Source organism: Corynebacterium sp. HMSC062E11, assembly GCF_001811845.1.
GTDB lineage: Bacteria > Actinomycetota > Actinomycetes > Mycobacteriales > Mycobacteriaceae > Corynebacterium > Corynebacterium hesseae.
The window spans coordinates 114,851-128,528 of the sequence record NZ_KV806774.1; the positions used below are offsets into that span (position 1 = coordinate 114,851).

At 52.3% G+C, this 13,678-nt stretch carries 14 protein-coding genes; 9 read left to right on the forward strand and 5 right to left on the reverse strand.

Going from position 1 to position 13,678, the window contains the following annotated elements:
- The first annotated feature begins 1 nt into the window (after nt 1).
- From HMPREF2822_RS00525 to HMPREF2822_RS00565, 9 genes are all read left to right on the forward strand, one after another.
- Nucleotides 2-1,225 (forward strand): glycosyltransferase, encoded by a 1,224-nt coding sequence (locus tag HMPREF2822_RS00525; protein ID WP_070519646.1) that lies wholly within the window; start codon nt 2-4, stop codon nt 1,223-1,225.
- Entirely contained in the window at nt 1,222-2,706 is a 1,485-nt protein-coding gene (locus HMPREF2822_RS13255) for a hypothetical protein (RefSeq protein ID WP_070519648.1), read from the forward strand. Before HMPREF2822_RS00525 ends, HMPREF2822_RS13255 begins: the two co-directional genes overlap by 4 nt.
- Before the next feature lie 8 nt (nt 2,707-2,714).
- Nucleotides 2,715-3,845 carry a polysaccharide pyruvyl transferase family protein gene (locus tag HMPREF2822_RS00535; RefSeq protein ID WP_158014561.1) on the forward strand — a complete coding sequence of 377 codons (1,131 nt, stop codon included), beginning with the start codon at nt 2,715-2,717 and terminating at the stop codon, nt 3,843-3,845.
- A gap of 11 nt (nt 3,846-3,856) precedes the next feature.
- Entirely contained in the window at nt 3,857-4,549 is a 693-nt protein-coding gene (locus tag HMPREF2822_RS00540; protein ID WP_158014562.1) for a DUF6270 domain-containing protein, read from the forward strand.
- Between the two features lie 149 nt (nt 4,550-4,698).
- On the forward strand, nt 4,699-5,079 hold the full coding sequence (locus tag HMPREF2822_RS00545) for a hypothetical protein (RefSeq protein ID WP_158014563.1): 381 nt from the start codon (nt 4,699-4,701) through the stop codon (nt 5,077-5,079).
- A gap of 2 nt (nt 5,080-5,081) precedes the next feature.
- Nucleotides 5,082-7,079, forward strand: coding sequence for a glycosyltransferase family 2 protein (locus HMPREF2822_RS00550; protein ID WP_083306781.1), 1,998 nt, complete (start codon nt 5,082-5,084; stop codon nt 7,077-7,079).
- Nucleotides 7,080-7,685, forward strand: coding sequence for a hypothetical protein (locus HMPREF2822_RS00555; RefSeq protein ID WP_070519661.1), 606 nt, complete (start codon nt 7,080-7,082; stop codon nt 7,683-7,685).
- A 27-nt stretch (nt 7,686-7,712) separates the two neighbouring features.
- Nucleotides 7,713-8,654, forward strand: coding sequence for an NAD-dependent epimerase/dehydratase family protein (locus tag HMPREF2822_RS00560; protein ID WP_070519663.1), 942 nt, complete (start codon nt 7,713-7,715; stop codon nt 8,652-8,654).
- A 55-nt stretch (nt 8,655-8,709) separates the two neighbouring features.
- Nucleotides 8,710-9,657, forward strand: coding sequence for a UTP--glucose-1-phosphate uridylyltransferase (locus HMPREF2822_RS00565; RefSeq protein WP_070519665.1), 948 nt, complete (start codon nt 8,710-8,712; stop codon nt 9,655-9,657).
- Nucleotides 9,658-9,792: 135 nt separating this feature from the next.
- Here the strand turns inward: HMPREF2822_RS00565 and HMPREF2822_RS00570 are convergent, their stop codons facing one another.
- The 5 genes from HMPREF2822_RS00570 to HMPREF2822_RS13820 form a co-directional block, all read right to left on the reverse strand.
- Entirely contained in the window at nt 9,793-10,941 is a 1,149-nt protein-coding gene (locus HMPREF2822_RS00570; protein ID WP_070519667.1) for a hypothetical protein, read from the reverse strand.
- Nucleotides 10,942-11,453: 512 nt separating this feature from the next.
- Nucleotides 11,454-11,801 (reverse strand): PIN domain-containing protein, encoded by a 348-nt coding sequence (locus tag HMPREF2822_RS00575; RefSeq protein ID WP_070519669.1) that lies wholly within the window; start codon nt 11,799-11,801, stop codon nt 11,454-11,456.
- Between the two features lie 7 nt (nt 11,802-11,808).
- A complete protein-coding gene (locus tag HMPREF2822_RS00580; RefSeq protein WP_070519671.1) occupies nt 11,809-12,612 on the reverse strand; it encodes an ImmA/IrrE family metallo-endopeptidase in 804 nt (267 codons plus the stop codon).
- Complete coding sequence (locus tag HMPREF2822_RS00585) at nt 12,605-12,937, reverse strand: helix-turn-helix domain-containing protein (protein WP_070519673.1); 333 nt, start codon at nt 12,935-12,937, stop codon at nt 12,605-12,607. The genes HMPREF2822_RS00580 and HMPREF2822_RS00585 overlap by 8 nt, the downstream gene beginning before the upstream one ends.
- A gap of 73 nt (nt 12,938-13,010) precedes the next feature.
- Nucleotides 13,011-13,304, reverse strand: coding sequence for a Wadjet anti-phage system protein JetD domain-containing protein (locus tag HMPREF2822_RS13820; protein WP_083306782.1), 294 nt, complete (start codon nt 13,302-13,304; stop codon nt 13,011-13,013).
- Nucleotides 13,305-13,678 lie beyond the last annotated feature (374 nt).

Genomic DNA, 13,678 nt, shown 5'->3' on the forward strand with positions numbered 1-13,678 from the left:
GATGAGTAGTAGTTTTTCTTTCGTCGGTCATACGAGGTTTAGTCTTTTTAACCCACGGTCCACCCAGTGGAAAGTGACGTCAGGGAATCGGTTTAAGCGTTCCTCTGAGTACTTTGACTATCTCTACTCGGAAGAACGGATGTCCTTTCGGCTCAAGATGCTGATTGAATACTCGCTTCCAGTTCTTGAACGCGCAGCAGAGAAGTATAAGATTCGGCATATTGTTTCTTACTCATCCAATATGCCGGAAGAGTACAAGAATCGTCTGATCGAAGCGCATCAACGCTTTCCCTTCCTCGTGCTCGACGAGTGCCCTGTCGGTGATGGTGCTACACCTTGGCAAGAACTACTGTCTGATGCTTTCACTGACGGGGAAATGATTGGGGCATTCAGACTAGACGACGACGATGTCCTCGGCGCTGAGTTCTTTGAAGGCATGTCAAAGTATCTGAAGCCAGAGTTTCAGGGAATGGTGATTTCCCTGGCACGAGGCTTCACCGCAGTATGGGATGGGCAAACTTTTATCAGCCCGCGAGAAGTCCGTCACCCAATGCTCGGTATCGGTCTGACATACGTTTATCGTCGAACTCTTGACGGAAGATTTGAGGGGCCTTCTCTCAAGGGAGGCCACAATGTTGCTGATCGATATAACCCAGTCGTGTTGGATTCTAGAAGTCCATCATTTTTCTGGACTAGGTCTGCCGACCAGGATACGTCGACAAGTGGTTCCTTTAGCCAGCGCCTGGCGCGCGCATTGGAGATCGTGAAGGATCTTCCGCCTGCTGAGAGTAATGAGTTTAGAAAGGCCTTCCCCGGCCTAGATATTGTTTCTTTCCCGCAGTCAGTTGCGCTCGATAGCGGTTCCGGGGCGTTGACTGGGTGGAAGGTCTGGGAGCTCGACTCTCCGGCGCAAAGGTTTACGCTTAAGGTTGACTATTCGGCGCCGTCCGGAATCGATAGAAAAAACTATCTTTTTTCCTTCGATATTCGAGATGCTGCCGGACACATTGTGGATGAAAAGATCGAATGCGAAGGACTCTCATATTCCGAGAACCCCAGTGTCGGTCATTTCCGCTATTCCTCTTTTGGAGCAGGAACGAGAAGTTACCACGTCACACTTGCGCTTCCTGATGGAATGTTCTGTCACGGAGTTACGCTTCGAGAGTGGCTGAAGCCTAACCGTCCAGCTTCGCTTCGTGGACTTACGATGGATGTGGAGAAATGAAGATTAGAGAGCACGACCTACGAATTGAGTTAGCGAGTTCTAGCGGGCCTCTGCCTCATCCTGAGGATGGAGAGTCCATACCGGAGCTGGCAATTCTACAAACACAGGATAAAGAAGTAGAAGCCATAGCAGATCCAACTGAATGCGGATTTTACGGCCAACCAGGTACGTATCGCGAATTTGTTGGAGGCCACATCCGCGGCGGAATTGGCCACAAGACGGAAAAGCATGAGGAATTCAGTGTTTTGTATTCCGCGGAGATGTCTTCGGAGCTTGCAGTTGCTCTCCAAACTGACCTCAAGGTTGTTCAGCAGGGGCGTTTTTTCCAACTATTGAATGGGAATGGCGAACGCGTCGGAGAAGTTGAGTTTTCTGGGCTGCCAGCTTCAGCGCTCAGGGCCCAATCGAGCGGTCAAAGCACGACGTTTATCCATCTCGGCGAGAGCTGTGAGGTAACGCTTAAGATTACGGTGCGCTCTGAGGGGTTTGTTATTAACGACAGGTCTGTCGGGCTCCTTCAGGAAGTGCAGGAATTCCCAGGTGAATTGCCGGTGCACTATCTAAAAGTGCCGGGAACTACCCCTGAGGTGGCCTTTGTATTTTCGGCAATGTCGAGAGTCGGAGACATCACCTTTAACTACAAGTCTTCTCTCCAAAATTTCACGGGCACTCAGTACTTCATTTTGGATGACTTTCGTGAGCAGGGAAGCTACTACCTGTGCGAAGGAAGGTCCCTGAAGATTGCCGATGCAGTGCAGGCTTTTGTCAGAAGCGCGGTGGCTAAGTCTGGAGCACAAAAGGATGATGTTTACTTTTTCGGTTCGTCTAAGGGCGGCACCGCTGCAGTCCTCCACGGACTTCGTCTTGGCTTCGGAACCGTCATGGTTGCAGCTCCACAATTTTTCATCGGAGACTTTTTGAGGAAACCGCACCCTGGAATTCTCAGGTATATGGCGGGCGGCCGAACACAAGATGATGTTGATTGGCTCAACCGTGTTTTGACGTTTGCTACGGCACCTAGCTCGTTTGAAGGACAGATCCGCATACTCGTTGGAGATAGCGATAATCACTCAAAGACACACGTTCCTGGGATGGTTAGCTTCTTGAAGTCGCACCAGGTGGATGTTGCCGTGATGAAATTGCTTGAGTCAAACCACAATCAAACGGGCCTCGTTTATGCTGAAATGTTGAGGAACTTCTCAAGAGAAAGCTTCGATAGCGGTAGGCACTTCTATTGTTACACCTGGAAAAACGGAGTCTTAAGGTTCACGGTTGCCCCGCAAGAGCGTCGGACGCAATTGGCCGTTAGGCTTTATCGCGGAAGCGAAGAGTACGCGATGGAGTGGTACCGCAATCAAAATACGTGGGATTGGGAGAACTTCCCCGGCGGTAGTGTTATCTTCAGAGTCTTTGAGAAGCGAAATGGCGACAGTGAGCCATGCGTAGCTTATTCGACCCCCCGCATGACGGTAGAAAGTTGAGCCCTACAGTGGATGCATTCATTGCAACAAACGGAATTAGGACCCACCTTCCTGTGGAGTTTCCGTCGGAAACTCCGGAGAATTCAGGAAACATTGTCCATGGTTTGGCGCCCCACAATATGTTCCATAACACAATGTCGGTTTTGGATCCTTCGTGGCGTAAGTTGACCCCTTCTGGAAATTTTCGGGAGTTCGTCAATGAGAACTGTAGCCATCTGATTTTCACGATGGCTAATTTTTTCCGAGTTGGGGATTTCTCGCCAACAATGCGGAAGCGGTATGACTATTTCGCCCGAGCCCTCGATGGCTACGACAAGCCGATCGTTATTTTCGGAATGGGCTCGCAGGCTAAGTCCAGGCAGAAGCTGTCTGGGGATGCACTTCCGGAAGAGGGAATTCGATGCTTGAAGAAGATTGTTGACAAGGCTCAAGCGATTTCCGTGCGTGGAGACTACACAGCTGAGCTAGTTCGCCGTGTGCTAGGGCGTGAGGCTGACAATGTCTACGTGACCGGGTGTCCAAGCTATTTTTCGAAGCCTGATGCATTCGAAAAGCTCTCCCAGGCCTTGTCGGGGCCTGCCGATGGAAGCTTTGCAGTGAATGTAACTGATTACTCGAGGGCCGCGGATCAACACCTAGTTCGTGAAGCTGTTCGGGAGAACTACTTCTTGGTTGAGCCAGCAAACGCGCAGGTACATCGGTTCCATCTCGATTCTCTCCTAGCGGGAGAGAGCCAAAAGGTGCCGTCAGAACTTGAGTTTCTTGCAGGATTCGGAGCGAAAGTGCCCGAATTTTTTCGGTCGTATTACCGTCTCTTTAGGCACTTTGATTCGTGGATTGATTTCAATACAGAACTGGTCAAGGGCACAGTAGGGACGAGGTTCCACGCCAATATGGCATCCATGTTGTCAGGTGTTCCTTCTGTGTGGGTTACCCATGATGAGAGGACTCGAGAGCTCACAGAGACCTTGTCGTTGCCCTCTGTAGACATCAAAAAGGCTGAGAAGCTCACAGTTCCGGAGATCTTGGAAAAGGCTGATTTCTTCGGCTCATTGAAAGCGGTGCCTGGGAACTTTAAGCGCTTTAACGAATTCTTGAGAGCAGCTAGACTCCCCGAAGTAACGGCGCCCAAAATTTAAGGAGATTTGTAGTGCAAGATGTCTCTGTCTATGGCAGCTGTGTTGCTCGAGATGTAGTCAGAGTAGCTTCTGATTCATTCGCTCTTGAGCGTTACTATGCCCGCTCGTCGTGGATTTCTTCAACGTCAGCTCCAGTCCCACTCCCATCGGTGGAATCTAAGCTGACCAGCGCTTTCCAGAAAAAGATGGTAGAAATTGACTATCAATCTAGAGCTCTTGACGGTGTCTTGGGCTCAAAGAGCGAACTGATTCTTCTCGATTTGGTTGATGAACGGCTAGGAGTCTATCCAGTGAAGTCTGGAGGCTACGTCACGTGGCTGAACGAACTGAATCATTCAGGCTGGCTGAGCCACACTCCACACGGCTCACTCATCGAATTCGGTTCCGATAAGCACTTCGCACTATTTGAAGCTGCGGCGAAGAACGTAGCTGCAAAGCTAGAGGAGCGGAACGCCGTGCTACTCCGAGTGCTATTCGCAGATTCAAGTGACGATGGGGAAGAAGTGCCCAAGACAAATAACCGGTCGGCAAGAGAATGGAATGAGCTTTACGACCGCTACTACGGGTGCGCGGCAGAAACTGGGCTCAAAGTCCTCGAGGTTCCAGCTGAACTTTGCGTATCAAGCGCCGAGCATATGTGGGGACCGGCGCAATACCATTACGCGGATGGTTTCTATCGTTGGGTAGCGCAACAAGTGTCGTAATACTCAGAGTTAACCACTGCGAGTACAGTTTCTTTCCGCTAAAGTCGTTCAAGCCGCCTACACTAATCGCGGCGGAATTCTCTCAATTTCGCGGTGTTAGGCATGTTGCTTTTCGGTTAGTTGCCATCTTCGATACTTAAGGTTCTCTCTTGAAGAAAAAGTTTAGGATCCCTGCTGGTGTGCAGGGATTTTCCGTTCTTGTGGAAACACTTCGCCCACTTGAATCAAAAGATTTTATCGTCCGCATCTCGAATAGTAGAAACGCGATGAATTCGGACTCAGGCGTTGAAACTAATCTCAGTTGGTCGCCAGGGCTGAAGACCTATTTCCACTACTGCGGAACGCGTAATGTTACCGGTTGGGCGCGGCTGAGGGAATTTAAGTGGGATAACGGCGCCGAGGACCTTGTTGTTGAGATTACGAATTGGTCTGCCAAGGACTTGGCGGATGCTATCTCTGACATTCGTTTAGGAGTTCGATTGGCAAACCAGGGATTGAATCGGGTCACTATTGTCGGAGAGGACGTATAGCCGTGGACGTATCGGTAGTCATTGGTTTTCGTGATTGGGGAATTCGACGACTAAGACTGGCAGTTACCAGTATCAAAGAATCGTTCGGAACTGCCGAAGGTGAAGTGGTGCTGTCTGACTTCGGCTCTGTCGATCGCCATGCAAGCGAAGAGCTCGCGAAGGAGCTCGGTATTCAATACGTGTATACCGAAACAGATGGACCGTGGTCTCGTTCTCGCGCTCTCAACGCAGGATTTGCAGTTTCAAAGGGCGATATCCTCGTGTCGACCGATGCCGATATGGTCTTCTCTCCAAAGTCATTCGAGGGAATTGTTGAGGTAGCAAAGTCTAACCCGAGCTCAGCGTTCTTTCTGCAGTGTAGAGACCTGCCTGAGCATATGACTGATGAATGGGTGGATGAGAACCCAGACGCGTGGGCTGAGATGGAAGCCGCAAGCAGGCTGCGTCCCCGGTGGGGAATGGGCGGCATGATGGCGATTTCGCGCGTGGGTTTTGAGGCTATTCGTGGCTTCGATGAAAGACTTCACACCTATGGTGGTGAGGACTTGGACTTTGCCCAGCGAGCTCGCCGAGCCGGTTTCAAGACGATGTGGATCGAGGATCCTCAAGTCCGGATGTATCACATGTGGCATCCACCGACAGCCAAGGTGGTCGCGAAGACTCCCGAAGGAGTTTTGGCAGTCCAGAAGAACCGCAACGTTGTATACAACGACAAGACGTTCGTCCGGAACTTCCTTAACTGGCAGTACAGGCCGGAAGATGCAGCTCCTTTGGTGACGATTGCTATCGCCACCAAGGACCGCGCTGACATCATCGGTGAGACGATTCAGTCTGCGTTGTTCCAAAGCGTCCAGGACTTTGAAATCGTCGTCGTGGACGACGGAGGAACGGACGATCTCGAGGAAGTACTGGATAGTTTCAACGACTCGCGAATTCGGTACTTCAGCCAAGAACAGCGAGGTATCTCAGCTGCAAGAAATAAGGCACTTGATGTTTCGAGGGGCCTATATACCGCCGTCATCGACGATGATGACATCATGCATCCACGTCGCCTTGAATGGCACTTGGCGTCGCTCGATGAAGGTCTCGACGGCAATGTCGGGTCCTTCCTCAATTTTCAGAACGACACCGGTGAGCTGGAACTCCAAATTTCGATGATTCCCGCTGTCTACACCGCGTTTGAAAAAGGCGCGGCGCCCGGGCACGGTACCTGGTTTATTCGGACGGATGTGCTTCGCCGATTTAGGTATGACGAAACATTAACCAGTGGTGTTGATAACAACATCATGTTGAGGATGCTTCGTTCCGGTGTGAAGCTCGGTCATACCGGAAAGCCAGTGACTTTGCGCCGTCAGCATTCTCGACAAGTCACGGTTACTGATAACAAGAACCAGGCGGAGGCTGCGAATTCAGCGCTCGCCTTCTTCAAGTGGAACCTCAACAGCTGGACTAGGAAGCGACTCGAGGAGCAGAGAAGCTCTGAGGGGGCTTGGCCACAGATTGAGGACCGTGAAGCCTTGATTGAGCAAGCCAGAATTTACTTGCCGGATCATTTGAGTCAGCGCACCGTTGAAGTCCTGTCTGACGAGGTAATTTCCCATGACGGATGGGATGGCGATGTAAATTCGCATTTCGTAACTCTGGAAGGCGTAGGCACTGCCCACGTCGCTGAGATACGACACGCCAGCTTCGCGGACCTTGTCCGGCTGCGCCAACGAGGTCTCGACTTCACTGCGCGGCCTGATTCCGACGAATCGGAAGCAAGCTGGATGGAGTCGCTAGCGAGGATGCTTGAGAGCAAGATGGGCCCCGATGGTTTTGCAGTAGTGCTTCCCAGCGACGCTTCGACCAATCAGGATACGCAAGAGCTTCTTCAGGGGTCTGCGACTTTCGCGGACTCGAAGTTCGATTTCAGCGTTCGGCTAATTGATTCGGGTGAAGGTTTTGAACTGCCAGCTGGCAGCTATGTACTTGGTCAACACTATTTTGGAGTCAAATAGATGAAGTTCACGCAGCAAACAAACTCGCTTGGACAGTTCAGCATTGTGTGGGAACGGACCGAGTATGATGCATTTCCACCGGCGCTGGAATTTACCGCCGACCATGCTCCGCGTGTTATCCACCCTGATCGTCGCGCTGTTGCTCTCACTCTTCTTTTCTCCCCGTGGGCGGGCGACGAGTTGACCTTTCCTGGAAGGATTGGTCCCAACACTGCGCACGAGATTCGGGAGTTCACGGAATGCGCGTCATCGTCGATTGGCCCGATTGAGTATTACCCGAAAGGGCTTCCCATCGGGGCCTTTTCAGGGACGGTATCTAATCAGCTCGATGGGTTTGTTGATGTGGAGAAGCCTGCAATCTACGATTTGACCAATCATGAATTCAACGGTGCCCTTCGCACGATGAAGTCGTTGGCCATCGGAACCAATAGCTTTATGTTCAAGAGGCACGAATCCGACATCGTCCCAACTATCGGCGTGGGCGTGCTCTTCGCTGAAGATCTTGGGCTGGATGAAATTGTGATTGAGGCCGACTTGAGCGAAAAACAACTCATCTCTTTGCGTAGGCTGCTTTCTGCAGTTCGACTAGGCTTGTCAATAAGGTAAATCTACTTTTAGAAGGGCAGTAACAATATGAAGGCATTGGTTACTGGTGGCGCAGGATTCATCGGTTCGCACTTGGTAGATCTCCTAGTGTCGGAAGGCTACGACGTCGACGTACTGGACAATTTCTCTTCGGGGCGCGAGGAAAACCTTGCCGACGCGCTAGCCTCGGGAAAAGTTGAAATTCTCCGGGATGATATTCGTAGTTTCGATTTCGATAAGCACTTTGCGCAGGCTCCAACAGATGTAGTGTTCCACCTTGCTGCTCAGATTGACGTTCGCAAGTCGGTTGAAGCTCCAGAGGAAGATTGCGAAACTAATGTGGTCGCCACCGTCAAGATTGCTAACGCCGCGCGTAAGCACAATGTGCGGAAGATCATCCACACGTCGTCTGGCGGTTCGATTTACGGTAGCCCTGAGACTTTCCCCGTCGATGAGTCTTATGACGTCATGCCGGAATCGCCCTATGCGGCCGGCAAGGCAGCAGGGGAGTTGTACCTAGGCATGTTTTGTCGCTTGTACCCACAGCTGCAGTGCGCGTTTATCGCGCCTGCGAATGTCTACGGGCCTCGTCAGAATCCGCATGGTGAGGCCGGCGTGGTGGCCATCTTTGCAGAACGCTTGCTCAATGCTCAGCCCACTAAGGTGTTTGGTAACGGCGGTAACACGCGTGATTACGTGTTCGTTAAAGACGTAGCGCGCGCCTTCTACCTTGCGTGGCTCCATGCCCCTAATGGCGAGAGGTTCAACATCGGAACTGGCGTTGAGACCAGTGACCGAGAGCTCCACACAATGGTGGCGGCAGCAGCCGATGCTGTGGATCAGCCCGAGTTTGCACCGGCCCGGCTTGGCGACGTCCCCCGATCCTGCCTGAACTCTCGCAAGGCAGAGCGACAGCTGGGGTGGGACGCTGAAGTGTCAATTGAAGAAGGCATTGGCACCACGGTGGACTTTTTCAGGAAAACAAACTAGCGCGAAACGCAGGGGTCTGCCGAGCAGCTATTTTACTGTGTAATACGATTAATCTATGTACGATACCAACACTGTCCGCACTGTCGTTGTCCCCGCAGCCGGCATGGGCACTCGTTTCTTACCCGCCACGAAGACTGTTCCGAAGGAACTCCTGCCAGTGGTCGACACCCCAGGCATCGAAATGATTGCGGAGGAAGCCGCTGCAGCAGGAGCAACGCGGTTGGCCATTGTCACATCACCAAACAAGGAAGAGGTACTTCGTCATTTCGATGAGTTCCCTGATTTGGTTGATATTCTCCGTGCTCGCGGCAAAGATGAACAGGCCGAGAAGGTAAAACGTGCAGCTCAGATTATTCATCCCGTTGCCGTGACCCAAGAAAGGCCTTTGGGGCTCGGGCATGCCGTCGGTCTAGCTGAGCAGGTGCTGGGCGACGATGAAGACTATTTTGCCGTCATGCTTCCCGATGACGTCATTGAGCCCACCGCAGCTATGGGCGAGATGATTCGTGTGCGCCAAGAACACGGCGGTTCTGTGTTGCTCGCGGTGGAGGTGGACCCGGTCCACGTATCGAACTACGGCGTGTTCGATATTGAGGACACGGACCAGCAGGACGTGAAGAAGGTCGTAGGCATGGTGGAAAAGCCTGCCGTCGAGGATGCCCCGTCGAACCTGGTGGCTACCGGTCGCTACCTTTTGGACCGCGCGATTTTTGACGCGCTGCGCCGCATCAAGCCAGGTAAGGGTGGGGAGCTGCAGCTAACCGATGCAATTGACCTCCTGATCTCCGAGGACCATCCCGTCCACGTCGTTGTGCATAACGGCATTCGCCACGATCTGGGTAACCCAGCCGGCTTCATTCCGGCCAGCGTCGAATTCGGGCTACGTCACCCAAAGTACGGGCAAGCTTTGTACCGTGATTTGGAAGCGATTATGGAAAAATACCGCCTACATTTTAGGGAACGAACCACTCGAAGGATATCCGCTTTTGATTCCCAGATTTGATCAGTCAGAACACGAATTATCGGAGTTTAAGACTCGTCACATCTTAGTTTTCGTTCGTAAACTCAGCGAGAGTTCAGGACAAGGTGCCTCACCGTTAGCGCTTCGAGACGCAATGCGCGAAGTGTAGGGGAGCTGCTACTTCCCAAAAAGCCGATTTAAGAACTGTCTAGTGGCTTTAGCACTCTCCCAATCAAATTCCGTATATGGCGAGAATCCAAAACTCTCTAAATTGGCTAGGAGTTTTGCGGAATATTTACTTGATAAAAACTGGTAATGGTCGGTATTGGCTTTAAGCATAAAACTCATGTCTGTTTCCGAAGCGAAGGATAGCAAATCGTCTGGAATCTCTTTGAATAGAGGTGCGATCAGCTCCACCTTCCCGACGGAGATGAAATACAAAAGGCTCATTGTGGTGGTATATGAGTCAGTAACACTAATCGGGTTAGGCCATTTTTCGGGCAAGCTCGGGAGGCTTAAGTTTTCACAATACTGTGGTGCCAAGAGAGTGGCTATTGCCGTTTTTAGAAATCTCTTTCTATCTGTGCTTCCAGCTAGTGACCGGATTGAATCGGTGAGGAGTCGTGGATCGCTTTGAAGTAGAAGTTTTGCGGTGCCGAGTTCCGTGATTCCATTCGTGACCGGCGATTCTGTTAGCCCCATGAGTTCAAGCGGTGCGACTCGTTTAGGAGATTTTACCGGACGGGAAAAGGTTTCTCCTAGGATTGAGCCAAACGAATGTTGCGTAGCCCCGAAGTACTCTGCAGTGAGGATTGCTCCGGTAGCCATAAATGTCCAGTGGTTTGTTGCAAAAGAATCCTTTTGGGTCGGAGTACGGCGAATATTGGTCTTGATAACAAGTGGATCAAAGTTGTTAAAGAATTGGGCCTCACGCTCGAACCATCCTCCGAAATCAAGCGATACAAGGTGTGCTTTGCCCCCCAGCAATCGGTGCGCGGCAAATGAGTCGAATCCGCCAGAGAAGCTTAGAATGTGCCCACCACCACGAGGAGCGATTGGGGGACAAGCTGCCGAGCTGCTAACAGAGCTCTTAGTAAACTTTTGTAAAAGCTGTGTAGTTTCATCCGCTACGGGAAAGTCGTAGAAGATCGAATCGAACTTTGTGCCACAAATTGTGCTCAATGCTACTGCGATGGCGTTCGTGCTGGCCTTTACATCGCGGTCGAATTCGTACCACAGCTCATGTTCTTGGTGGTCAACTTTAGCAAGGAGGGAGATGCGTTGGTTTGAAACATCTAGCTGGCTAAACTCAATAGTGTTTTGCATTTTGTCGATTTCTCTAGGGGACTATAGGTAAGTGTACTGAACACTATTCTAGTGCTTCAAAGATTGCTGACCGGTTCCGCCGTAGATCGTGCCTAGAATCGTTTGCGAATTGACTACGGTAGATTTGGGATTTACCAAGGGGCTGGGCCTATTGGTGTAGTGCAAGTTTCCTGTGTTTCACCGTTGCCTGGGACGGCTCCGCTCATCGTGCTGGTGGTCTGGATTGTGCTGGGGCTAGCGTCGTGGGCCATCAAGAGCCGACAGCTGAAGGGGGTGCCGCCGGAGAAGACGGTGGTGTTGATCTTGGAATAATTGGAGCAGCTAGACGGCAGTGGTTGCTGGATGGGGTGGATGACTACATGGCGCCTCGGTAAACCGAGCGGTCATTTAGTTGAGTGGTCTCAAATGGGGCGAGGACGTCGAATCTTGAGAGCTTCTCCCATACTTTGCGTGATTGTCCACGGTCGGTGAGGATACTGAGCTGTACACAGCGGAGGAGCACTGCTTCAGTGTTAAAGACCGTTGCTGCGGCAGCGAGCGGTTGCGGTGTAATTTCCTAAGCTCTTCGCCATTCCACCCTGGATTGAGAATCTGGGCCCCGCGAATAGGCGGATGTATTTGAAGAGGCGATCCATGTCGTCGTCAAGCACGTGCACGTGGCCATACGCAATGAGTGATGCCCATGTTTGGGCGCCGCACTGAAACTGCGGAACTCTCAGTTTTCTCTTTACTTCGTCTCTTACCGCCGCAGGCACGTGAAGCTGCTCATCGCCTACGAATTTGAGAAGCAGATCCTTCTCGTTGGCACAGATGAAATTCAGCAACGCGCTGGTGTCGGCAACGATGAACTTTCTCGTCATGGCGAACCTACTCGTTGGCGAAGAAGTTTTCTAGGTCTGCCTCAATATCGTGCTGACCTGTGAGATTCTGGCTGACAGAACGTGGAGCGGTTTGCATTGAATCTGCTACTTCCTCGGGGCTAACCCGCTCGGCGAACGCTACGGTTGACAGGGCGATGAGTCCTTGGGAGTAGGCCTTGTAGGCATCGGCAACGAGCCTTTCGGAAGCCCGCGGCAGAGCAGCAATCTTGCGTGCGTGGTCATACGAGGCTTTCCACCCGAAGCGGGAGGCGAGTCCCTTGGCGGTGTGATCCCTTAGCTCTTCCTTGGTTTCTTTCGAAATAAGTCCAGCTTGGTGCAGCTGGATAGCTGCTACACGCGGAGAGACTTGAAATCGTTGGACAACAGTAGACAATAGCTCTTCTGCATCAGCGTATGGAGGCAGCGCTTGTAGCGCTTCTTCAGGGCAGAGTACGCAGCGCGCAAAGGTGTTTGCGCGTGTTTCGGAAGGTAGAGTCTTGTCGCATTGCAAGGAAGCGCCATCCTCCGTGATGTCCCCGGCTACGATATGACCGATTTCGTGGGCGACAGTAAAGCGCTGACGGAAGGGATTGTTGCTCGTGCTAATCCCTACGGTTAAGGCACCTGAAGCAGGATCGCGAAGAGTCAGTGCATCGAGGTCATCCGTCAAGTCGAGCACGATGAAGTCAGCGTCAACGAGCTTCATGAGATTGTTGATGTCGCTGACAGGTTCTAATCCGAGGTCGTGCTTCGCGCGAAAATCAGCAGCCAGCTCAACGCCCTGTTGTGAGGGGCTCGTTGAACTAGACATGTGCGCTATCCAGGTTCACTCGTAGCTGGAGATAAGGCAGAAGAGTTTGTGTTGCTTCCTCGGTTTTGGCCTGGTGGCCACGGGCCGCAACGCGTACACGCTGGGATAGCGGGGTGGCGTACACAAGCTCAGCGGCATCGATGCCTAGGGCCCACGCGAGGGCCATGATGTGGTGGAGAGTTGGCGTGGCTGTGCCTTTCTCTAGGCGAGCCAGGGTGGGCTGGGACAGAATCTCATCGGTCATGGCGGCGAGCTCTCTTTGGCTGAGTCCGCGAAGCTGACGCTGCATACGGACGCGCTCGCCGAAATCGGTGGGGATATTCATTTTGTGCTCCTTGTTGCCTTCGATTAAACACGTGAATCAGATTTGAGTCAAAATGATTCTGGGTGTCTGAGGATCAGAAGAAAGCTTCCCTAATCTCTGTGCTCGCATGCGTAAATGGAATCTGCTCTTGCTCAATGCGCAGTCGGCTTTTGGCGAAGAGGAGGCGGTAGACACGTGGCTTTTCGGTGGGCGGGGGCGGCGGTGCTGGAGCCGGGGTCGGGGGACGGCGAGGTGCTGGAATTCGATGACGGTGGCGGGGTCCATGAGTAGTGATGTGGTGTGTGGCGCGCACGGCGTTGAGGATGGCAAAGCCGGCGGCATCGAGGTCGCCCCAGTAGGTGATGTCGGCTCGTTGTAGCCAGCCCAGTGCGTGGAGTTGGTTGTTGAGGCGTCTGCAGGCGCGGGAAGTGCCAGGAAGGTTTTATTCATCTACGATGAGTGCTCAGTTCAAATGCAGTCAGAAAGATTAAGAGCCGATTCACTCGTAAGCCGCTGAAAACAACAGCTACCGAATCCGTATCAGCACTTTGACATGCGCAAAGCCGCGGCGCTAAGTACTCCAGACGGCCAAAACGGTCTGGGTCAAAGTAACCCCCTAGCCCAGTACCAGCTTCCCGGAACGCGACAGCACCGAGTCACCAGAGCACCGGTGCCGAAACTCGCGTCTGACAGGGCATCCAAACGTAAACCCTAAGGCATGATCTGCAAGGCAGGGGAAAACCGGAAAGGGGCGGCCGACTT

Coding starts and splice junctions, on each gene's coding strand:
- HMPREF2822_RS00525 (WP_070519646.1), top strand. CDS start 2: ATGAGTAGTAGTTTTTCTTTCGTCGGTCATACGAGGTTTAGTCTTTTT.
- HMPREF2822_RS13255 (WP_070519648.1), top strand. CDS start 1,222: ATGAAGATTAGAGAGCACGACCTACGAATTGAGTTAGCGAGTTCTAGC.
- HMPREF2822_RS00555 (WP_070519661.1), top strand. CDS start 7,080: ATGAAGTTCACGCAGCAAACAAACTCGCTTGGACAGTTCAGCATTGTG.
- HMPREF2822_RS00560 (WP_070519663.1), top strand. CDS start 7,713: ATGAAGGCATTGGTTACTGGTGGCGCAGGATTCATCGGTTCGCACTTG.
- HMPREF2822_RS00565 (WP_070519665.1), top strand. CDS start 8,710: ATGTACGATACCAACACTGTCCGCACTGTCGTTGTCCCCGCAGCCGGC.
- HMPREF2822_RS00570 (WP_070519667.1), bottom strand. CDS start 10,941: ATGCAAAACACTATTGAGTTTAGCCAGCTAGATGTTTCAAACCAACGC.
- HMPREF2822_RS00575 (WP_070519669.1), bottom strand. CDS start 11,801: ATGACGAGAAAGTTCATCGTTGCCGACACCAGCGCGTTGCTGAATTTC.
- HMPREF2822_RS00580 (WP_070519671.1), bottom strand. CDS start 12,612: ATGTCTAGTTCAACGAGCCCCTCACAACAGGGCGTTGAGCTGGCTGCT.
- HMPREF2822_RS00585 (WP_070519673.1), bottom strand. CDS start 12,937: ATGAATATCCCCACCGATTTCGGCGAGCGCGTCCGTATGCAGCGTCAG.